The 20,241-nt window shown below is 66.5% G+C and carries 18 protein-coding genes; 11 read left to right on the plus strand and 7 right to left on the minus strand.

Annotated elements, in window-relative coordinates:
• Positions 1-110: 110 nt before the first annotated feature.
• A complete protein-coding gene (locus ACVOLJ_RS19670; RefSeq protein WP_481564886.1) occupies positions 111-1,274 on the minus strand; it encodes a PQQ-dependent sugar dehydrogenase in 1,164 nt (387 codons plus the stop codon).
• A 167-nt stretch (positions 1,275-1,441) separates the two neighbouring features.
• On the opposite strand from ACVOLJ_RS19670, the gene yiaA reads away from it, so the two are divergent.
• Positions 1,442-1,894, plus strand: coding sequence for an inner membrane protein YiaA (gene yiaA, locus ACVOLJ_RS19675; protein ID WP_475279490.1), 453 nt, complete (start codon positions 1,442-1,444; stop codon positions 1,892-1,894).
• A gap of 51 nt (positions 1,895-1,945) precedes the next feature.
• Here yiaA and ACVOLJ_RS19680 read toward each other — a convergent pair whose 3' ends face one another.
• From ACVOLJ_RS19680 to ACVOLJ_RS19705, 6 genes are all read right to left on the minus strand, one after another.
• On the minus strand, positions 1,946-2,275 hold the full coding sequence (locus ACVOLJ_RS19680; RefSeq protein WP_475279489.1) for a hypothetical protein: 330 nt from the start codon (positions 2,273-2,275) through the stop codon (positions 1,946-1,948).
• A gap of 111 nt (positions 2,276-2,386) precedes the next feature.
• On the minus strand, positions 2,387-3,688 hold the full coding sequence (locus ACVOLJ_RS19685; protein ID WP_475279488.1) for an APC family permease: 1,302 nt from the start codon (positions 3,686-3,688) through the stop codon (positions 2,387-2,389).
• Positions 3,685-4,449, minus strand: a complete 765-nt coding sequence (locus ACVOLJ_RS19690; RefSeq protein ID WP_475279487.1) for a L,D-transpeptidase family protein — start codon at positions 4,447-4,449, stop codon at positions 3,685-3,687. Before ACVOLJ_RS19690 ends, ACVOLJ_RS19685 begins: the two co-directional genes overlap by 4 nt.
• 12 nt (positions 4,450-4,461) lie before the next feature.
• A complete protein-coding gene (locus ACVOLJ_RS19695) occupies positions 4,462-5,310 on the minus strand; it encodes a MurR/RpiR family transcriptional regulator (protein ID WP_475279486.1) in 849 nt (282 codons plus the stop codon).
• Positions 5,311-5,905: 595 nt separating this feature from the next.
• Complete coding sequence (locus ACVOLJ_RS19700; protein WP_475279485.1) at positions 5,906-7,000, minus strand: dipeptide epimerase; 1,095 nt, start codon at positions 6,998-7,000, stop codon at positions 5,906-5,908.
• On the minus strand, positions 7,001-8,437 hold the full coding sequence (locus ACVOLJ_RS19705; RefSeq protein WP_481564887.1) for a C40 family peptidase: 1,437 nt from the start codon (positions 8,435-8,437) through the stop codon (positions 7,001-7,003).
• A gap of 132 nt (positions 8,438-8,569) precedes the next feature.
• Here ACVOLJ_RS19705 and ACVOLJ_RS19710 point away from each other — a divergent pair, with 132 nt between their 5' ends.
• From ACVOLJ_RS19710 to hglS, 10 genes are all read left to right on the plus strand, one after another.
• Positions 8,570-10,060 (plus strand): transglutaminase-like domain-containing protein, encoded by a 1,491-nt coding sequence (locus tag ACVOLJ_RS19710; RefSeq protein ID WP_481564888.1) that lies wholly within the window; start codon positions 8,570-8,572, stop codon positions 10,058-10,060.
• A 51-nt stretch (positions 10,061-10,111) separates the two neighbouring features.
• Positions 10,112-13,111, plus strand: coding sequence for a TonB-dependent receptor (locus ACVOLJ_RS19715; protein WP_475279482.1), 3,000 nt, complete (start codon positions 10,112-10,114; stop codon positions 13,109-13,111).
• 77 nt (positions 13,112-13,188) lie between these two features.
• The gene (locus ACVOLJ_RS19720) at positions 13,189-14,736 is read left to right on the plus strand and encodes a serine hydrolase domain-containing protein (protein WP_481564892.1); all 1,548 of its coding nucleotides are present in this window, start codon (positions 13,189-13,191) and stop codon (positions 14,734-14,736) included.
• Positions 14,669-15,382, plus strand: coding sequence for a M15 family metallopeptidase (locus tag ACVOLJ_RS19725; protein ID WP_481564889.1), 714 nt, complete (start codon positions 14,669-14,671; stop codon positions 15,380-15,382). The genes ACVOLJ_RS19720 and ACVOLJ_RS19725 overlap by 68 nt, the downstream gene beginning before the upstream one ends.
• Positions 15,383-15,653: 271 nt before the next feature.
• Entirely contained in the window at positions 15,654-16,025 is a 372-nt protein-coding gene (locus ACVOLJ_RS19730) for a hypothetical protein (protein ID WP_475279480.1), read from the plus strand.
• Positions 16,026-16,261: 236 nt separating this feature from the next.
• Positions 16,262-16,681 carry an EF-hand domain-containing protein gene (locus ACVOLJ_RS19735; RefSeq protein WP_089238276.1) on the plus strand — a complete coding sequence of 140 codons (420 nt, stop codon included), beginning with the start codon at positions 16,262-16,264 and terminating at the stop codon, positions 16,679-16,681.
• A gap of 106 nt (positions 16,682-16,787) precedes the next feature.
• Complete coding sequence (locus tag ACVOLJ_RS19740) at positions 16,788-17,297, plus strand: DinB family protein (protein ID WP_481564890.1); 510 nt, start codon at positions 16,788-16,790, stop codon at positions 17,295-17,297.
• 45 nt (positions 17,298-17,342) lie between these two features.
• Positions 17,343-18,095: an HAD family hydrolase gene (locus tag ACVOLJ_RS19745; protein ID WP_475279478.1), complete on the plus strand. Its 753-nt coding sequence runs from the start codon at positions 17,343-17,345 to the stop codon at positions 18,093-18,095.
• 31 nt (positions 18,096-18,126) lie between these two features.
• Entirely contained in the window at positions 18,127-18,615 is a 489-nt protein-coding gene (locus ACVOLJ_RS19750; RefSeq protein WP_475279477.1) for a hypothetical protein, read from the plus strand.
• A 162-nt stretch (positions 18,616-18,777) separates the two neighbouring features.
• Positions 18,778-20,139, plus strand: a complete 1,362-nt coding sequence (hglS, locus tag ACVOLJ_RS19755; RefSeq protein ID WP_481564891.1) for a 2-oxoadipate dioxygenase/decarboxylase HglS — start codon at positions 18,778-18,780, stop codon at positions 20,137-20,139.
• Positions 20,140-20,241: the final 102 nt, after the last annotated feature.

The raw sequence follows: 20,241 nt of genomic DNA on the forward strand, positions 1-20,241 counted from the left end.
GTCCGCGGCCCACGTCGCCTGCCACCCCACCCCCCTCACCCCCCCGCCGCCGCCGCGGCGGGGGGGTGTTTAGCCTCCCCCCCGCCCCGCCCCCGCCCACCACCGTGCGGTCAGGTTTTCGGTGTCAGCTTCAGCAGGCGCGCCTTGTTGCCATCCTCCAGCAGCCACAGCGCGCCGTCCGGGCCCTGTTCCACTTCGCGGATGCGCTCGCCCATGTTGAAGCGTTCGGCTTCGCGCGCGGTGTCGCCCTCGAAGCTGACACGCACCAGCGAGGTGGATGACAGGCCGCCGATGAAGGCACTGCCCTTCCACTGCGGGAACAGGGTGCCGCTGTAGAACATCAGGCCGGCCGGTGAGATCACCGGGTTCCAGGTGACCTTCGGGGCGGCAAATTCCGGGCGGGTGTCGTGATCGGGAATCGGGCGGCCATCGTAATGGTCGCCGTTGGAGACGATCGGGTAGCCATAGTTGGCGCCGCGTACGATCAGGTTCAGCTCGTCGCCACCGGCCGGGCCCATTTCCTGCGCCCACAGCTTGCCGTTGGCATCGAAGGCGATACCGAGCACGTTGCGGTGGCCGAGCGACCACACCTGTGCGGCCACGCCACCCTGCGAGGCGAACGGATTGTCGGCCGGCAGGCTGCCATCGTCGTTGAGGCGGATGATCTTGCCCAGATTGCCGCTCATGTCCTGTGCCGGGTCGAACTTCTGCCGCTCGCTGGAACTGATCCACAGCTTGCCGTCCGGACCGAAGGCGAGGCGGTGGCCGTAGTGGCCTTCACCGCTGACCTTGGGGGTCTGCCGCCAGATCACCTTCAGGTCCTTCAGCTCACCACCGCCCTTGGCGTCCAGGGCGAGGGTGGCACGCGCGACGGCTGCACCGCGGGTATCAAGCGTGCCTTCCTCGGCATAGCTGACGTAAACGACATGATTGCGGGCAAAATCCGGATGCACGATGACATCGCCGAAGCCGCCCTGGCCACCGTAGGCCACCTTGGGGACACCGGTGATTTCATGCTTCTGGCCACTGGCCAGATCCAGGCGCTGCAGCTTGCCGCGCTTCTCGGTCACCAGCAGGCTGCCATCGGGCAGGAAGGTCATGGCCCACGGCTGGTCGAAACGACTGACTTCGGTGGCGGTGAACGGGCGCTGGTCGGCGGCGTCCGTGCTGGCGGCAGCCTTCTGCCCGCTGGCATCGGGGCCGGCGGCACTGCAGGCGGTGGTGGCGAGGATCGGCAGCAGGCCGAGGGCGAGCAGCAGGGGAGTGCGGGTCATGGGTATCTCCAGCGTGGGGATGCGGATGGCCAGGCTCTCCCTTGTATACCATCGGCGGGGTGACGGTCCTGGCCCGAAGGTCCTGCTCCCCCTGTGCGCTGGAGCGCGGATGGTCTAGGGTGTTCACGCCCGGGCAAAGCATGCCCGCCTGACTGCAAGGAACCGCAATGAACGCACCGATCATCCATCGACCCTCGCCCGCTTTCATTGCTGCCTCCTGGGTGGCCCTGCTGCTGGGCGCGGTGGCTTACCTGGTGGGCCTGTTCAATGCGGAGATGCCGCTGAACGAGAAGGGCTACTACCTCACCCTGCTGCTGTTTGGCCTGTTCGCGGCGGTGTCGCTGCAGAAGAGCGTGCGCGACCGTGTCGAGGAGATCCCGGTCAGCGGCCTGTATTACGCGCTGTGCTGGTTCGCGTTGCTGTCTGCGCTGTTGTTGCTGCTGGTTGGCCTGTGGAACGCCACCCTGGTACTGAGCGAGAAGGGCTTCTACGGCATGGCCTTCGCGCTGTCGCTGTTCGGTGCCGTGGCCGTGCAGAAGAACACCCGAGACCTGATCGCAGCCAATGCAGCCGAGCCCAAGCGCCCCGCTTCAGTGCCGCCGTTGCCCGAACAGGACTGATTGCAGGCCGGTAGCGCCGGGCCATGCCCGGTGCTACCGGCAATCCATGGGTCAGCTACCGCGCGTCAGACGTGGGTCGGCCACATGGGCCTCGTCCCAGCCGCGGCGCACGGCACTGCGGGCCTGCGCCCACTCCAGCCGGCTCTTGCCACGTTCGCTGGCCCAGCGCGATTCCAGCTCGCCTTCAATCTCTTCATAAGCGCGGATCATGTCCTGCGCGCGCGCCGTGTGGCCAATCTGGTACGCCGGCTCGTAGTCATCGAAGAACAGCTGATTGTCGTAATAGGGCTCGCTTGTGTAGCGATCGCGCCAGTAATCGGAAACCGCCTGGCGCGGGGTGCTGTCGTCCGGCACGCGGCCGGGAATCTGGTAATCGGTCATGGAAGGGCTCCGTGGTGGACGAAGCCTGATCGTGCCTGGGTGGCGGTTAACGACCCGGGCGGGCAGCGTGATCGTCAGATCAATCCGCCGGGCATGGCCCGGCGCCACCGGTCACCCGGCGTCGGCATCTTTTCGCGGCAGCTTGTAGATCACCGCGCCGATGGCGAAGGCGACCAGGGCGGCGGCGATGTTCTGCCAGCTGGCACTGGCGAACAGCGCCACGCACAGCAACAACGCCAGCACCGGAATCAACGGGCCACCGGGCAGCTTCAACGCGCCGGGGCGGTCGGCGTAGCGCTTGGCCAGCACCAGTACCGCCGCTGCAGTGCCGATGTAGGCGAACAGGCGGGTGGTCATCGACAGCAGCGCCAGCTGCACGAACGAACCAGACAGGGCCAGGCCGAGCGCGATCAGGCCCTGGCAGAAGATCGCCGCGGCCGGCGTACGGAAACGCGGATGCACCTGCGCCAGCACCTTCGGACCGTAGCCATCGCGTGCCAGGGCAAACAGGAAGCGCGGGCCCATCATCATCGTGTTGCTGTTGGTGCCGAGGATGGAGATGGTCGCGCCCACGGTCAGGATCAGTGCCAGTGCTTCACCACCGAAGCTGGCAGCGGCGTCGGCCAGCGGCGTGGCTGAGCCGGCCAGGCCGGGCAACGTGCCCTGTGCCACGATCTGCACGGCCGCATAGATCACGGTGACGGTGATGATCATGGTGATCAGCGCGAACGGAATGTCGCGACGCGGATTGCGGTACTCGCCGGCCGCGGCCGGAATGTTCTCGAACCCCGCATAGGCATACAGCAGCAGGAGTGCCGCTTCGCCCATGCGTTGCAGGTCGTGCGGGTCCGGACGCTGACCGGAGAACGCCAGCTGCGGGTCGATGTAGAACGCACCGATGGCCACGAACAGCAGCAGCGGCAGCATCTTGCCGATCACCAGCACGATGCCGGTGCGTGCGGCCGAGCGCACGCCGATGATGTTGACCCCGGTGAGGAAGCCGAGCGAGACCACGATGATTGCGATGCGGCCCAGGCCGCCACCGGCCCATGGCCAGAACCGTGCCACTGCATCGGCCAGCGCATTGCTGAGCGCGGCCGCCGAGCTGATGCGGGTCAGCCAGATCATCCAGCCGATCTCGAATCCAGCGAAGCGCCCGAACGCCTCGCGGGCATACAGGTAGCTGCCGCCGGGCTCATCGAAATAGCTGGCCGCCTGCGCGTAGCACAGCACCAGCAGGGCCACCACGATGCCGGCGGCGACCACGCCCCACACGCTGAAGGGGCCGAGCAGGGCGACGGTGGCGGCGGGCAGCAGGTAGATGCCGCTGCCGACCACGTCGTTGATCGACAGGCCGACGATCTGCCAACGGCTGACCGCACGTTGCAGTTGCGGTTCTTCGCTGCTGCTCACGGTGCGGCTCCTTCAAGCGCGGGCAACTGCCACTGTGCCTGCAGGCGCAGGTACTCGGCGCGTGGCAGCAGGACAAAACGTGGTGTGTCCTGCGGGCGCAACCAGTTCAACAGCGCCTGCATGCGTGCCTGCGGCATGGCGGTGCAACCGGCGGTGGCCTCGCCCGGCTGACGCCACAGATGGGCGAAGATGCAGCTGCCCTTACCCGGCTGGTTGTCCGGGTTGTGCGCGATCACGAAGCCTTCCTGGTAACGCACGTCGCCCTTGTTGTGCAGGTCCAGCCGCATCGGCTCGGTGGAACCGGTCACTGCGGCGCTGCCGACCTTCTTCGCATCGACGATGCGGTTGTAGAAGGGCGACGCCGGAACATCCATGCAGTAGCTGCTTTCCAGCATGGGCTGGTAGACCATCGCGGTGCCGGGGCGGGTGATCGCATAGCCGAAGGCACTGCCCAGCGCGAATACGCCGGCTGGGCTGCGGCCATCCCCTTCCTGCTTCTGCGGGCCCTCGGCCTGCGCCGGGTGCAGGCCCAGGCCCCACGCACTGCCGGTGCGGCCCAGTGCCACGGGGAAGGCCTGGCCATGCGCACGCCACTGCCTGCCATCACGCACGAACGCCTGCAGCTGTCCCTGCGTGCTGTCCCAGGAGGGGCTGGTGACCACGATCAGCTGACGCGCGCCATCCAGCGGCGCAGCGTGGAGGGTGAATGCTGCAAGCAGCGGCAGCGCGGTGGAAGCAAGGCGGGCCAGCAGCAGTTTCATCGGATGCTCCGGTCAGGAATCCAACAGGTGGTCGATCCGTTCCAGGTTCACCGCCAGCTGCTGCTGGCGATCCGGATTGGCGTGGCAGAGCAGCACGAACAGGAAATCCAGCAGCGCGTGCATCGCACTACGGTACAGCAGCTGTGCCACCTGCGGTGCGCGGTCATGGGCACATACCACCAGTGCGGCATCGGCATGCGCGCGCAGCGGATTGGCGGTGTGGCGGGTGATCGACACGACCCTGCCGCCCATGTCCTGGAACTGGCGTGACAGCTGCGACAGCTGCGGCAGGTTGCCGAACTCGGAGAACATCAGCAGCACATCGCCCGGGCGAGCGGCCGAGAGGTTGGCCAGCATCAGGATCGGATCGGTATGCGGCACCACCAGCAGGCCGAGCAGTGACAGCCGCATGGCGAATTCGCGCGCGTACAGGCCATCATCGCCAAGGCCGTGCACGAACAGCTTGGGTGCGCCGTCGAGCAACTGCACGATGCGCTCGATCTCCTCGCGCGGGTTGGCCTGGCGGGTCTCTTCCTCGGCCTGTGCCTTGCTGCGGCGCAGGGCATCGCCCAGCCGCAGGTAATCATCACTGGTATCGGGCTCGGCCGGTGCCTGCTGCGGGTCGGCGCCGGCACGGGCCACGTCCTGGCCGATGGAATACTTCAGGTCCGGGTAGCCCTTGAAGCCGAGCTTCTGGCTGAACTTGACCACGCTGGACTGGCTGATGCCCAGGGCGCTGGCCAGCTGCTGCGAGGAGTAATCGCGCAGCAGGTGGGCGTTGTCGAGAATGAAATCGGCGATGCGACGTTCGATGGCCGACATCTGCCCGCGCTCGGTGCGGATTTTCAGCAGGGGCGGCATGCGGGGTGTCCGGGCATGGGGAGGCGCGTTGCGGTTGGCAGCGTAGAGCGTGTCATGTAATGGATCGGGCGGGTGGGGTTTGCAGGGGACGCCGCAAGTACGTCCCTGTAAGCTTGGCCGCGCTTGCGCGTTTGCGCTGTCCTGCGCAAACGGCAAGACCTGGGTTGGGCGTCCTGCCCAACCCGCCCGAGGCATGCCTCGGGCCCATGCGGCGGACACCCCTGCAAACCCCACCCACCCGACCCCGGACAGATCGCGCGCGTGCCAGCCGCGAAGGGGGTACGGGGTAGAGCAGAAGCAGGAGCATCCACGCATGGCGTGGATCTACGGGGTGCAGTTGTTGCCTTTGACGTTGAGTCCGCCTTCAAGCGAGCCGAGCACCGCAGGTCCGGCGAGGGCGAAGAGGCGCGGGTGTCTGAGCGCAGCGAGTTCCGCGCCGTCCCTCGCCGGACCGAGGAGCACAGGGCACCGACGTGCGCAGTACGTCGGCTCGCGGCCGGCGGAGCGTTTCTTTTGGTTACTTTTCTTTCCGCAGAAAGAAAAGTAACGCCCGACCCAAAGGCAGTTGTACGCCAGGCCAGCCGCAAGGCAGAGATCAACCCAGCATCTCCAGCCCGCGCACTTCGGTGATGCCCAGCCCCGGCACGTCGCTGATGCTGATTTCCGACTCGTTGAAGCGCACGCCGCCGCTGACCGGGTCGAACTGGCCCAGCGACGGGCCGTCCAGGTCGACCTTGGTGATCACATCGCTCTTGGCCACCGCCAGATGCACCGCCGCAGCCACGCTGATGCTCGACTCGATCATGCAGCCGATCATGCAGGGCACGCCGTAGATGCCGGCGATGTCGGCGATGCGGATCGCGTTGGACAGGCCACCGGTCTTCATCAGCTTGATGTTGATGATGTCGGCCGCGCGCTGCTGGATCAGGTCCATCACCTGGCTCGGGCTGAACACGCTTTCGTCGGCCATCACCGGGGTGTTGACGCGGTCGGTGACGTACTTCAGGCCATTGATGTCGGCCGCCTTCACCGGTTGCTCCAGCAGTTCCAGCACTACCCCGGCTTCTTCCAGGGTGCGCATTGCGTGCACGGCCTGCTTGGCGGTCCAGCCCTGGTTGGCATCCAGCCGCAGCAGGGCACGGCCTTCGACGGCGGCATGGATGGCCTTGACCCGTTCGATATCCACGCCGATGTCCTTGCCGACCTTGATCTTCAGCGACTCGAAACCGCGTTCGATCGCCGACAGCGAATCGGCCACCATCTTGTCGATGTAGTCCACGCTGATGGTGATGTCGGTGGTGATGACCGGATCGCCGCCGCCCAGCATCTGGTACAGCGGCGCGCCATGCAGCTGTGCCCACAGATCGTACAGCGCGATCTCCACCGCGGCCTTGGCGCTGGTATTGCGCTCCATCGATGTCTGCACCAGCGTGCACAGGCGGTTGAGGTTGACCACTTCCTGGCCGATCAGGCGCGGGCCGATGAAGTGGCGGATCGCTTCGATGATCGATCCGTGGGTGTCACCGGTGATCACCGCGGTGGCAGGTGCCTCGCCATAACCGGTGTGGCCGCTGTCAGTGCGGATCAGCACCACCACGTCTTCCACGGTCTCCACCGTGCGCAGCGCCGTCTTGAAGGGCGTTTTCAGGGGCACGCGCAGCATGCCCAGTTCGATGGCAGTGATCTTCATTCAGGGGGTCTTGGCACGCAGGCGTTGGATGTTGGTGATGCGGTCGATGTAGCGGACGCTGTCGCTGGCCATCATCGGCTCCAGCGGGGTGACCGAAACACCGTTGAGATGGGCCTGCACGCGCTTGCCGTCGGCACCGTACCAGCTGCCGCCCGCCGTATCGTGGATGACCCAGGTGCGGCCTTCGACGTGGCCGATGGCCATCATGACGTGGCCGGGGATGTAGACCAGGTCGCCCACCTGCAGGCCGGTGACGGCGCGGTCGCGCACGGCCTTGCCGTCCTTGCCGGTGAACGGCAGGCGGTCCAGTGCCGGGCTGATCGCCTGCGCGCTGGTATTGCGCGGCAGCAGCACGCCGAAGCTGCGGTAGATCTCGGAAACGAATCCGCTGCAGTCGCGGGTGTCGTAGTCGTGGCCCCAGCCGTAGCGTTCGCCGAGGAACTTGAAGGCCTGCTGCAGCAGCAGGCGCGGGGTCAGCGTCAGATAGTCGGCGGCGGTGTCCTGCGAACGCGGCAGCAGCGCTGGCACCAGCTTCAACCGGCCATCGCCTTCGCGCACCGGCAGCTGCACCACCCACGCGGCATGTGCCTGCTGGCCGTTTACCGGTTCGGACGCCGGCCACTCGGCCAGCACCGGCAGCCGCACGCCCATGTCCAGCTGCAGGCGCGACACGCGGGGTTCCTCCGGCGTGTAGGCGGTCTGCGCGGTGGCACCGGTGACGATGCGGTACGGCCCCTTGGCGCCATAACCGAGCACCGTGGTCTTGTCGCCGCTGGCGATGGCATCGGCCTCGATCCATGCGCTGTAGCGTTCGCTGTGCACGAACAGCCAGTGGCCATCGGCGCTGCGATGGACCACGGCGACCTTGTCACCCGGGAACAGTGCCGATTCCTGGAAGCGGTCGATGTCGGTGTCGCCGATGCTGCTGAACACGCGCTCGCGGGTGGGGAAGGTGCGCAGTGCTGCGCGCTTCACCACCAGCCCGTACTGCGGTGCCACCTGCGCGGGAATGGCCTGCAGGGCGAGGTTGGTTTCGATCGCGCTGCGCACGGCGGGGGCAATCGCCTGGCCGTGCGCGTCATACAGCGCCCGCTGGGGCCAGGTCGAAAGCGCAACGATGCCGTCGCGGACCTGCGCGACATCCAGCTGCGCGGGCAGCATGGCGATGTCCTGGATGTGGCTGTCCTGCGCCCGCATCCGCGCGTTCTGCGCGTCGATCTGCGTGCGGTCGAGGATCGGAATGTCGGCGTTGTCGAGCCGTGCCGCCCAGTAGTCCGGCGTGAGGTAGGCCTCGTGCAGGCCAATCACATAGGGCAGCGGTGCGCCGGGATCAGGCGTCGGGGCAGCCAGTGCCAAGGCCGGGGCGGCCAGCAGGCACAGGGCCAGGGTCAACCGGCGCGGCCAGTGCCGGCGCGGTTCGCGGGAAGCCAGGATCATGCGCTGCACACCCTCCTCGAATGCCTGTTGGAATATTTATTCCTTTCGGCGTCGAAAGCAAGAATAAATTATTGACCGGTCTCCCGGCCCGTGTTACACAGCCGTTACCACCCGCGCTTGGGAAGTGTCGCTGTGGATTCTGCCGTTCGCAAACTGCGTCTGCCTGCTGCTGCCGGCCTGAGTGCCGCGCTGCTGCTGTGCGCGTGGTCCGCTGCGGCGCAGCCACCGCCGTCGGCCACGCAGTTCGCGCAGGTGGTGCAGATGATCGATGCCGGGCGGTTCTCCGAAGCGGGGAGCGAACTGAGCACATGGTCGGCAGCCGATGCGGCCGAGCCTGGCGTCAGCGAACAGGACATCGGCTTCCAGCAGGAGCGCATGCGGCGCATCCGCCTGGATTTCTCCTTGGACCAGGCCGCCGCCAAGGCGGCCGTGCGGCGCTGGATTCCCGACCTGACCGATGAAGAGTTCGCGCGCTGGGACCAGCTCGGCCTGATCGAACATCTCGATATCGATGGCACGCGCTGGTACTTCAAACGGGCGCCGTCGAACCTGTTCCTGCTCAGCGATGAAGCGCGCGCTCGCCGCCGCGCGGATGCGCCGCTGCCGGCGCCCGGCCCGAACGAAGTGCTCAATGCACACCATGCGCGCGTGATCGCCGCGGCTGAACAGAGCGGCCAGGCCTCGGTGCTGCCGCAGCGCATCGAATTCACCCAGTCGCTGACGGTGAAGGCCGACGCGGTGCCCGCGGGCGAAACGGTTCGTGCCTGGATTCCCTACCCACGCGAACTACCCGGTCAGCAGGAACGGGTGCAGTGGCTGGGCAGCGCGCCGGGCAAGGCGCGGGTGGCGCCGGCCAGTACGCTGCAGCGCACTGCCTACCTGGAAGCGAAGGCCGTGGCCGGAAAACCCACGCGCTTCGAGATCCGCTACGCGGTGACGATCTTCGCGCGCCACACCGCGATCGATCCGGCCAAGGTGCAGGCCACCCCGACCGATCCAGCGCTGGCACCCTACCTGGCCGAGCAGCTGCCACATGTGCGCTTCACCCCGGCACTGAAGCTGTTTTCCGACCAGGTGCTGCAGGGCGAGACGCGCCCGTATGAAGTCGTACGCAGGCTGTTTGCCGCAGTCGATCGCATTCCGTGGGCCGGTGCACGCGAGTACGCCACGATCAGCAACATCAGCGATTACGCGCTGCGCGCCGGCCACGCCGACTGTGGCCAGCAGACCCTGCTGCTGATCGCGTTGCTGCGCATGAACGGCATTCCGGCGCGCTGGCAGTCGGGCATGGTGTTTTCCGATGATGGCAGCGGCTACAACAACCTGCACGATTGGGGGCAGGTCTATCTGGCGCCATATGGCTGGGTGCCGATGGACGTGACCACCGGCGCGCTGGCCAGCGACGTGCCTGCACTGCGCGATTTCTATCTGGGTGGCCTCGATGGCTACCGCATCGCCTTCAACGACGATTTCGGCCAGGCCCTGGTGCCGGCCAAACAGCACTACCGCTCGGAAACGGTCGACTCGCAGCGCGGCGAGGCCGAGTGGGCAGGCGGCAACCTGTACTTCGACCAATGGAACTACGACCTCCAGTGGCGGGTACTGCCGACCGGGCAACGCTAGCGCGACACACCACCCACACCACCATTCAATTCTTGCAGGAGAGAGCAGGGGATGAAGGCTTACACCATCAAGCGGGCGGCCCTGTGCGTCGCCCTCGGCACGTGCCTGGCAACACTGGCACCCAGCGCATTGGCACAGGACGGTGCCGTGGTCGGCCGCCTTACCAGCGACGCCGGCAGCGTACCCGCAGGCGCCACGGTTACGGTGCGCAATCCGGCAACCGGCTTTGTGCGTTCGGTGCAGGCCGACAGCAAGGGCAGCTACCGCATCCCGCTGCTGCCGGTCGGCACCTACGACATGGACGTGAGCCTGCCGGGCGGCGCGGCCAGCCGCGTGGGCCAGGTCACCGTCAGCCTGGGCAGCGCAACCACGGTGAACGTGCCGCTGGGTGCGGTCAGTACACTGGGTACGGTGGAAGTGCGTGCGCCGCAGGTGATCTCGATGGTGGACGTGAAGTCCACCGAATCGGCCACCAACATCACCCGCGAGGAACTGTCGCGACTGCCGGTGGACCGTGACATCACCGCCGTGGCGCTGCTGGCACCTGGTGCGGTGAAGGGCAAGGGTTCGCTGGGCGGCCAGGGCATTTCCTTCGGCGGTTCGTCGGTGGCCGAGAACACGGTCTACATCAACGGCCTGAACGTCACTGACTTCTACAACCGGGTCGGCTTCTCATCCGTGCCGTTTGCCTTCTACCAGGAATTCCAGGTCAAGACCGGCGGTTACTCGGTGGAGTTCGGGCGCAGCACCGGTGGCGTGATCAATGCAGTCACCCGCTCGGGCAGCAACGACTTCAAGGCCGGTGCCGAGCTGGTATTCGAACCGCGCGCGTGGCAATCGCAGGCGCGTGATCGTTATGACGGTACCGGCAGCCGCTACATCAGTGCCCGCCAGGACGACTACAGCCGCAGTGCACTGAACGTGTTCGCTTCCGGTGCGCTGGTGCAGGACAAGCTGTTCTTCTTCGGCATGTACGAAGCCCGTGACTATCGTCCGAAATCCACCAACGATGCCGGCACGTTCCTCAACCAGGGCAAGGCCGATGAACCGTTCTGGGGCGGCAAGCTGGATTGGCAGATCACCGACAACCAGATGCTGTCGCTGTTCGGCTTTTCCGACCGCAACAAGACCCTCACCGATGTGTATCGCTACGACTACGACAGCGGCGACATCATCGGCGAGCGCAGCAACCAGGTCGTCAATACCGTGGGCGGCAAGAACTGGTCGGGCACTTACAGCTGGCAGGTCAACAACGATCTGACCATGAAGCTGATGTATGGCGAGAACAAGCGCAACCGCGTGCAGAGCTCGCTGATGGACGACAACTGCAACCGCGTGTTCGACAACCGCACCGCGGCCGACGGCATTCCGCCCAGCCTGCAGGGTGACCGCAGCTGCACCAGCAGCTCGCAGCTGGAATCGGCGCTGGATACGCGAAAGGCGGCCCGCGCCGACTTTGAATGGTCCATCGGCAATCACCTGCTGCGCTTCGGCCTGGACCGCGAGGAAAACACCTCCGACTACGAGCGCGCCTATCCCGGCCCGGGTGGCCTGCGCTACGACATCTACTACCGCACGCCGGGCAGCCCGCTCAATGGCGGCACGGTGCCGGCCAGTGGTCTGGTCGCCCGCACGCGCCGCTATGAAGTGGCCGGCTCGTTCGAGACCATCAACTCGGCCTATTACCTGGAAGACAACTGGCAGGTCACGCCGAACTTCCTGCTCAACATCGGTGCGCGGGTGGAGAGCTTCGACAACAAGGGCGGCGACGGCGACAGCTACATCAAGATCGACAACATGATCGCCCCGCGCCTCGGCTTCTCGTGGGATGTGCGTGGCGATGGCACCACCAAGGTGTTCGGCAACCTGGGCCGCTACTACCTGCCGGTGGCCAACGTCATCAACATCAAGCAGGCCGGCGGCTTCCTCGATGAGCGCACCTGGTATGAGTTCCTGGGCTACACCGGTGCCAGCAACAACGTTCCCAACCTGGGCGCGCAGATCGGCCCGGTCGACAACTCGCAGGGCGATGGCAGCGTGCCGGACCTGCGCGCGGAAGTGAACCGCGACATGGACCCGGTCTACCAGGATGAAGCCATCCTTGGTTTCCAGCACATGCTGAGCGCGTCGTGGTCGGTCGCCGCCAGCGTCACTTATCGCCGGCTGCACAACGCCATCGATGACATGAACATCACCGCCACCGGCCAATGCGGTGCGATCGACGGCGTATGGATCATGGGCAATCCCGGGCGCACCAACAGGGTGTGGGGTGACACCAACTGTGATGGCAGCAACGATGGCTGGATCGACATCGACACGTCCAAGGAAGGCTGGGCGCTGTACGACGACGATGGCAACTACGTGGGCCAGCGCGGCTGGGTGAAGCCCAAGCGTGACTACAAGGCGCTGGAGCTGCAGGTCGACCGTGCCTGGGACGGCAAGTGGGGCTTCAATGCGTCGTACACCCTGGCCTATGGCCGCGGCAACGCCGAAGGCCCGGTGAATTCCGATACCGACTTCGCCGATGCCGGGCGCACCGAGAACTTCGACAACCCGTGGGTCAACTACCGGGGCTACGGCTACCTGGCCAACGACCGCCGCCACCAGTTCAAGTTCCGTGGCAGCTACGCGCTGACCGAGAACCTGAGCGTGGCCGCCACCCTGGGCGTGCAGTCGGGCAGCCCGATCACCCGCTTCGGCGCCGGCAATCCGTTCGACGATACCGATTTCCACAGCTACTACGTGTGCGTGTCCAACTGCCAGTCGACGGTGCCGTCCGAGCGCGTGTTCGTGCATTCGCCGCGCGGTGGCGATGGCCGTACGCCGTGGACCTACGACCTGGACGTGAGCGTGTCCTACAAGGTGCCCATTCCCACCGACCTGCGCCTGAAGCTGGCGGTGTACAACGTGCTGAACCAGCAGCGCGTGGTCAGCGTGGACCAGGATTACGAGCCGCAGGACAGCATCGGCACGCCCAATCCGATGTATGGCTACGGCACCGGCTTCCAGTCGCCGCGCTATGCGCAGCTGACGGTGACGTGGAATTACTGATGGAAGCGCCTCGTGCCGTTGTGGTCGACGGTGTGGGCTGGAGGTCGCCGGGCATGGCCCGGCGCTTCCGTTTCGGAATGATAGCCGCGTGCGTGGCCGCTGCGTGGGCCGTTGCTCCGGCGCGTGCGGCTGACAGCGCACGCATCGACGCCGACATCGCCTTCGTGGTCCAGCACGAACACCTGCCCGGGCTGGCGATGGCGGTGGTCGAGGACGGACAGGTGGTGTATCGCCATGCCGAGGGCGCGCGCGGAGATGGCGGACGCATCGATGAGGACACGTTGTTCAAGATCGCCTCCAACAGCAAGGCGATGACGGCCGCGTTGCTGGCCACGCTGGTGCAGGAGGGCAGGCTGCGCTGGGACGATCCGGTGCAGCGTCATCTGCCCGCGTTCCGCATGCACGATGCGTGGGTGGGCGAACACCTGCAGGTACGCGATCTGCTCATCCACAACAGTGGCCTCGGCCTGGGGGCCGGTGACCTGATGTTGTGGCCCGAACCCAATGCCTTCACCCGCGCCGACATCCTTGCCGGGCTGGCGCACCTGAAACCGGTCACCAGCTTCCGAAGCGGCTATGCCTACGACAACCTGATGTACGTGGTGGCCGGGGAAGTGGCGGCGGCAGCGGGCGGCAAGCCGTACGACCAGCTGATGCGCGAGCGGGTGTTTGGACCGTTGGGAATGAGCCGTTGCCAGGTGGGGGCCTGGTCGGTGAAGCAGGTCGGCAATGTCGCCCAGCCGCATGTGCGGCGCGATGGCCACACGGTGGCAACCGGCGCCGACGCAGACACCAGCCCCGACCTGCCCTCGATGGCCGCGGGCGGCATCCGCTGCTCGCTGCGTGACATGACGCGCTGGATGCAGGTACTGCTGGACCCTTCACTCGTGCCGGATTGGCTTGGCGCCGAGCAGCGCCGCATGCTGTGGACACTGCACATGCCGATGCCGCTGGGCGATCGCCAACGCGACTGGGAGAACGCCCGCTTCTACGGCTATGGGCTGGGCTGGCGGGTATCGGACATGGACGGACAGTGGAAGGTGGCGCACACCGGCACGCTGTCCGGCATGTACTCGTCGCTGGCGCTGCTGCCGGATCGCAAGGTGGGCGTGGTGATGCTGATGAACGGCGAGGGCGAGGACGCCCGCACCGCGCTGATGCAGTCGACGCTGAAGCGGTTCACGGCGCCGCAGGATGCGCAGCCCGCGGCGTACTACCTGGCGGAGCTGGCAGGGGATCGGGCGACGCGCGCTGCTGCCAGCCACCCCGCGCCGTCCACCGCCGCCGCGCGCCCGGCGGGTCGCACCGATCTGGCACAGGCACAGGGAAGTTACCGCGACCCCTGGCTGGGAGCGGCTTCACTGTGTCCGGCGGCCGATGGACTGCGTTTCAGCGTGGACAAATCGCCCCTGCTGCGTGCCCGCGTGCTGCAGCTGCAGGGGCGCTGGCTGTTGCAGTGGGATACGCTGGAACCTTCGGCGCAGGCGTGGTTGCAGCCTGGCGAAGATGCACCGACGCTGGAACTGCGCGCCATCGATCCGGAGATCGACTTCAGCTATGACTTCCAGGACCTGCATTTCACTCGCACTGGCGATTGCCCTGCTACCGGCGGCACGCGCCGCTGAGCCACCGCGCGTCTCCACCGCCACCGATGCGGCGGCGGCGGGGCTGGTGGAGATCCGCTCGCTGTCGCCGCGCATCGACATGGACATCCGCTACGCAGGCGCCAACAACTTCACCGGCACACCCGTGCCGGGCTATCAGGCGCCAGCGTGCTACCTGTTGGCACCGGCCGCACAGGCGCTGTCACGGGTTGAAGCCGATCTGCGCGCTGCGGGGTTCGCACTGCGCATCTACGACTGCTATCGCCCGGTGCGCTCGGTGCAGGCCTTCATGGCCTGGGTGCAGGACCCGCACGAGCAGTCGCGCAAGGCGGCGCAGTACCCGGATCTGCAGAAACCGCAGCTGCTTGCCGATGGCTACATTGCCGAGCGTTCGGGGCACAGCCGTGGCGCCACGGTGGACCTGGGGCTGCTTGATTGCCGCAGCGGCACCTGCAAGGCGATGGACATGGGCACTGACTTTGATTTCTTCGGCCCGCGTGCGCACACCGCCGCCGCTGGGCTGAGCGTGGCGCAGGCAGCGAACCGCCAGCATCTGCTGCAGGCCATGGCACAGCATGGCTTCGCCAATTACCCGCAGGAGTGGTGGCATTACACCCTGCAGCCCGAACCGGATCCCGATACTGCCTACGACGTGCCGGTACGGTAGGAGGGGGGCGCACCCGCAGAGGCAACGGCAACGGCCGAAGCAACAGCCTGCATTCCGTGCTTTCGACAGTTTTCCGCAATCTGCAGTAGATCCACGCCATGCGTGGATGATTTTCGTTCAATTTTCGAAATATTCGATTTCGATGGAGATTCATCCACGCATGGCGTGGATCTACCCGGGCATGTCCAACCGTCACCGGAGAACTGTCGGGGGCGGGGCGCAGCCCTGCAGATACCCTTACACTGGCTGCCTTCTCACGCCTGCGTACCCGATGAACCTCACGTTGCACTTCGGCCTGCTCGGTACGCTCGAAGCGGGTGCCATCGCCCTGCTGGTCGGCCTGCTGGTGTACCTGCTGTGGCATCGCGTGTGCCGGCTGCTGCATTGGACCGTCGGCCACGCCATCGGCTGGTCGTGCGTCATCGCGGTCATCATCGCCGCCGGCATCGACACCTGGAAGCTGTTCTACATGGGCATCGTGCGCCTGGAGTCGCCGCTGTATGCGCGCCTGTTCCTGGCCACCATCCACGATCCGAACGAACTGGGCAGCCGCGTGGTGCTGGAAATTGCCGGCGCACTCGCCGGCGTTGCACTGGGGTGGGTGTTGTTCAGTTCGCGGTCAGCGGAAAAAACCGTCGACTGACGCAGTTTTTTCGTTCGCTGCCGGTTAAATCGCGCAGCGCTGAATGCTCGTCTTACTACCCGCTCACTTCACGCTAACCACCGCGCTAATGCATGCCGTCGCGCAGGTGGTTAACCGTGCGTGTTGGCGTCGATCGTGGCGCAAAATCGATTCAGAAACGGGGTGGCAGGGTAGGTGCCGTGCGGAAACAAACACATGACCGCGCAACACCACCCAACAGGTAGGAGACACCCCCGATGACTATTCGCAACCGCAAGCCCCTGATCGCCCTGATCGTCGCCGCCGGCAGCGTGCTGGCCATCCCGGCGATGGCACAGACGGCAAAGCAGCAGGCGGCGCATGCGCAGAACGAAGCAGCGCAGGCCCAGCAGTCCGCGGCGCAGGCTGGCCAGGCGGCTGACCAGGCCACCGATGCGGCTGCAGCTGCATCTGCCCAGGCCAACGGTGGCGGGCAGACCTGGGCCAGCATCGATACCGATGGCAACGGCACCATCAGCAAGAGCGAGGCACAGGTGAACGCGGGCCTGGCGCAGGTGTTCGACCAGGCCGATGCCAACAAGGACGGCCAGCTGAGCGCCGATGAATACAAGGCCTACGTTGCTGCCCAGCAGGCCGGCGCAGGCGCGGGCGGGACCGCCGCCGGCCAGGGCCGCTGATCCACGGTTGTTTCGGGACGACCGGTGCATGGGGAACCCGGGTGGCTTCGGCCACCCGGGTTTTTGTTGTATTGACGGCGCCTGCGCCGGGCTCGACCATCCGCAGATGGCAACCCTCAAGACCCATTTCGAGGCCATGGCGCTCTACAACGCCTGGGCCAACCAGCGCCTGTACGCCGCCGTGGAGCCGTTGGCCGAGGAGGACTACCGCAGGCCGTGCGGCGCGTTCTTTGATTCCATCGAAGGCACGCTCAACCACCTGCTGGTGACCGATCGCATCTGGTTGCGGCGATTGGCCGGGCAAGGCGATACCGGATACGCGCTCGACACGCTGCTGTTCACCGATTTCACCGCGCTGCGTCAGGCGCGGATCGAGGAGGATGCCGGCATCGTCGCGTTCGTCCTCGGGCTGTCCGACGCGGCATTGGCGACCCGTGTCACCTATCGGCGGGTCTCCACGCCTGAGCCACAGCTGCAGCGGGTGGACGCCGGCCTGGCGCACTGGTTCAACCACCAGACCCATCACCGCGGCCAGGTGCACACCCTGCTGACCCAGTTGACCGGCCAGGCCCCGGCCTTGGACCTGCTGGTCTACCAGCGCCAGCACGGCGACTGAGCATGCCCGGTGTCCCACGTGCCGGGACGGCTGTATCCTTGCGCGATGAACACCTCCACGCCTGCGCCCGAGCGCGCCATCGGCCTGGTCGGTTTTGACGGTGACGACACGCTGTGGAAGAGCGAGGATTACTACCGCAAGGCCGAGCAGGATTACCTGGACCTGCTGTCGCGTTACATCGACGTGCACGACACCCAGACCGCCCGCCACCTGCTGGAAGTGCAGCAGCGCAACCTCGGCGTCTTCGGCTACGGCGTGAAGGGCATGGTCCTGTCGATGATCGAAGCGGCCATCGACATCACCGGCCAGCGCATCGAAGCCAAGGACATCCAGCGCATGCTGGACATCGGCCATGACACCCTGCGCCATCCGGTGGAGCTGATCGATGGTGTGCGTGAGTCGGTTGCCGCCATCGCCGAGCACTATCCCGTGGTGCTGATCACCAAGGGCGACCTGTTCCACCAGGAGGCCAAGATCAAGGTGGCGCGCCTGCACGAGCTGTTCCCGCGCATCGAGATCGTCTCCGAAAAAGACCCGGAAACCTATGCGCGGGTACTGGCCGAGTTCAATCTGCCGATGCAGCGGTTCGTGATGGTGGGCAACTCGCTGCGTTCGGATATCGAGCCGGTGGTCACCCTCGGCGGCTGGGGCATCCATACCCCGTATGCGGTCACCTGGGCGCACGAGACCCAGCACGGCGTGGCAGACGATGAGCCGCGCATGGTCAGCACCGATACCGCCTGGGATTGGCCGGCCGCACTGGCCACCCTCGAGGCCAAGGCGGCGGCTGCAGCCTGACAGGAGGCAGCCGCTGCGGCAGAATCGGGGCATGAACCGGTTGCTGCTGACGCTGTTGTTGACCCTGCTGCTGGTGCCGGCCACCGTGCTGGCCCAGCAGACCGCCGAACGATCTGCGGCCTACGAGGTCGCCACCGGCGATGCCTGGGTCGATGCCCAGCTGGCCGACATCAACCATTACGCCGAACGCTATCCCGATGCCTTCCTCGATGAGGTATCGCGCTATGCAGGCGTGCCGCGCGGCTACGTCAGCGCCCTGGCCACCACCCACGGCTGGCAGGCCGGGGACATCTATTTCGCCTGTTTCTGGGCCAAGGCCAGTGGCCAGACCTGCCGCGACAGCGTGCGCGCCTTCAGCCAGCACCGCGATGGGGGCTGGGAGGCAGTGGTGAAGGCCATGCCGGTGAAGCCGCAGAACCTCCATTACCGTGCCGTGCGCCACGCCATCGTGGCCAGCTACGAGCACTGGGACCGGCCGATCACCCTCGATGCCACGTTGAAGCGGCAGCTGAAGCGGTAGTGCCGGGCCACGCCCGGCGAGCGCGCAGCGCGGCCCGGGGATCCGCCGGGCATGGCCCGGCGCTACCGATGTTCTCCATGCTGCTCTGCATATCGCCGTCGCGCCGCGCTCCGGCGACAATACGGGTCCGAGCTGTTCCCCGTACCCGTAATCGAGTGACTGATGAGCGCCTCTTTCGTTTCGCCTGATGTGATTCGCCGCCTGTTCGCCCAGGCCATGTCCCGCATGTACCGCACCGAGGTGCCCCTGTACGGCACGCTGGTGGAACTGGTGGAGCGGATCAATACGCAGGTGCTGGAACAGGACCCGGCGCTGGCCGCGCAGCTGCTGCGCACCGAAGAGCGCGGCCGCCTGGATGAAGAACGCCACGGCGCCATCCGCGTCGGTACGCCGCAGGAACTGGCGACGCTGCGCCGCGTGTTCGCGGTGATGGGCATGTACCCGGTGGGCTACTACGACCTGTCGGTGGCCGGCGTGCCGGTGCATTCCACCGCATTCCGCCCGCTCACCGCCGCCGCGCTGGCGCAGAACCCGTTCCGCGTGTTCACCTCGCTGCTGCGCCTTGAACTGATCGAAGATGAAACCCTGCGCGCACAGTCGGCGCAGATCCTGGCACGTCGCCGCATCTTCACCGATGCCGCGCTGGCGCTGGTCGACCAGGCCGAGCGCGACGGTGGGCTGTCGCAGGCCGATGCCGAGCGCTTCGTCGAACAAGCGCTGGAAACCTTCCGCTGGCACAGCGATGCCACCGTCGACCTGCCGACCTACCACGCCCTGCACCAGGCCCATCGCCTGGTGGCCGACGTGGTCAGCTTCCGCGGCCCGCACATCAACCACCTGACGCCCCGCACGCTGGATATCGATGCGGCGCAGGCTGCGATGATCGAGCACGGCATGGCGGCCAAGGCGGTGATCGAAGGCCCACCGCGCCGTGCCTGCCCGATCCTGCTGCGGCAGACCAGCTTCAAGGCGCTGGAAGAGGCCGTGCATTTCCCGGATGGCGAAGGCGGCGATGCCGGTACCCACACCGCGCGCTTCGGCGAGATCGAACAGCGTGGCCTGGCCCTGACCCCGAAGGGGCGCGCGCTGTACGACCAGCTGCTGGGGCAGGCCCGCGATGCCGGTGGTGAAGGCAGCACCGGTGGTGATTACGGGCAGCGCCTGCAGGCGGTGTTCGCGTCGTTCCCCGATGACCACGACACGCTGCGCCAGGAGGGGCTGGGGTACTACCGTTACCAGCTGACCGACGCCGGCCGCGCGGCGCCGGAGCGGGTGGCCGATCTGCCGGCCGAAGTGCTGGTTGCCGCTGGCCTGGCCATTGCCGATCCGATCGTCTATGAAGACTTCCTGCCGGTCAGTGCGGCGGGCATCTTCCAGTCCAACCTGGGCGGTGGTGAACAGCGTGCCTATGCCGCGCATGCCAACCGCGAAGCCTTCGAGCAGGCGATGGGCGTGGCGGTGAACGACGAGTTCGAGATCTACGAGCGCATCCAGGCCGAATCGCTGGCGGCATTGCGCGCCTGACCCAGGACATCCGCCGGGCAAGGCCCGGCGCTACCACGGTGCGCTGCGCGGTAGCGCCCGGGCCAGCCCCGCGCCCGCACCCCCCCGGCGTAACCCCATGAA

The sequence above is a fragment of the Stenotrophomonas sp. STEN046 genome (assembly GCF_056759755.1).

Coding starts and splice junctions, on each gene's coding strand:
- ACVOLJ_RS19670 (WP_481564886.1), bottom strand. CDS start 1,274: ATGACCCGCACTCCCCTGCTGCTCGCCCTCGGCCTGCTGCCGATCCTC.
- yiaA (WP_475279490.1), top strand. CDS start 1,442: ATGAACGCACCGATCATCCATCGACCCTCGCCCGCTTTCATTGCTGCC.
- ACVOLJ_RS19680 (WP_475279489.1), bottom strand. CDS start 2,275: ATGACCGATTACCAGATTCCCGGCCGCGTGCCGGACGACAGCACCCCG.
- ACVOLJ_RS19690 (WP_475279487.1), bottom strand. CDS start 4,449: ATGAAACTGCTGCTGGCCCGCCTTGCTTCCACCGCGCTGCCGCTGCTT.
- ACVOLJ_RS19695 (WP_475279486.1), bottom strand. CDS start 5,310: ATGCCGCCCCTGCTGAAAATCCGCACCGAGCGCGGGCAGATGTCGGCC.
- ACVOLJ_RS19700 (WP_475279485.1), bottom strand. CDS start 7,000: ATGAAGATCACTGCCATCGAACTGGGCATGCTGCGCGTGCCCCTGAAA.
- ACVOLJ_RS19705 (WP_481564887.1), bottom strand. CDS start 8,437: ATGATCCTGGCTTCCCGCGAACCGCGCCGGCACTGGCCGCGCCGGTTG.
- ACVOLJ_RS19715 (WP_475279482.1), top strand. CDS start 10,112: ATGAAGGCTTACACCATCAAGCGGGCGGCCCTGTGCGTCGCCCTCGGC.
- ACVOLJ_RS19720 (WP_481564892.1), top strand. CDS start 13,189: ATGATAGCCGCGTGCGTGGCCGCTGCGTGGGCCGTTGCTCCGGCGCGT.
- ACVOLJ_RS19725 (WP_481564889.1), top strand. CDS start 14,669: ATGACTTCCAGGACCTGCATTTCACTCGCACTGGCGATTGCCCTGCTA.
- ACVOLJ_RS19730 (WP_475279480.1), top strand. CDS start 15,654: ATGAACCTCACGTTGCACTTCGGCCTGCTCGGTACGCTCGAAGCGGGT.
- ACVOLJ_RS19735 (WP_089238276.1), top strand. CDS start 16,262: ATGACTATTCGCAACCGCAAGCCCCTGATCGCCCTGATCGTCGCCGCC.
- ACVOLJ_RS19740 (WP_481564890.1), top strand. CDS start 16,788: ATGGCAACCCTCAAGACCCATTTCGAGGCCATGGCGCTCTACAACGCC.
- ACVOLJ_RS19745 (WP_475279478.1), top strand. CDS start 17,343: ATGAACACCTCCACGCCTGCGCCCGAGCGCGCCATCGGCCTGGTCGGT.
- ACVOLJ_RS19750 (WP_475279477.1), top strand. CDS start 18,127: ATGAACCGGTTGCTGCTGACGCTGTTGTTGACCCTGCTGCTGGTGCCG.
- hglS (WP_481564891.1), top strand. CDS start 18,778: ATGAGCGCCTCTTTCGTTTCGCCTGATGTGATTCGCCGCCTGTTCGCC.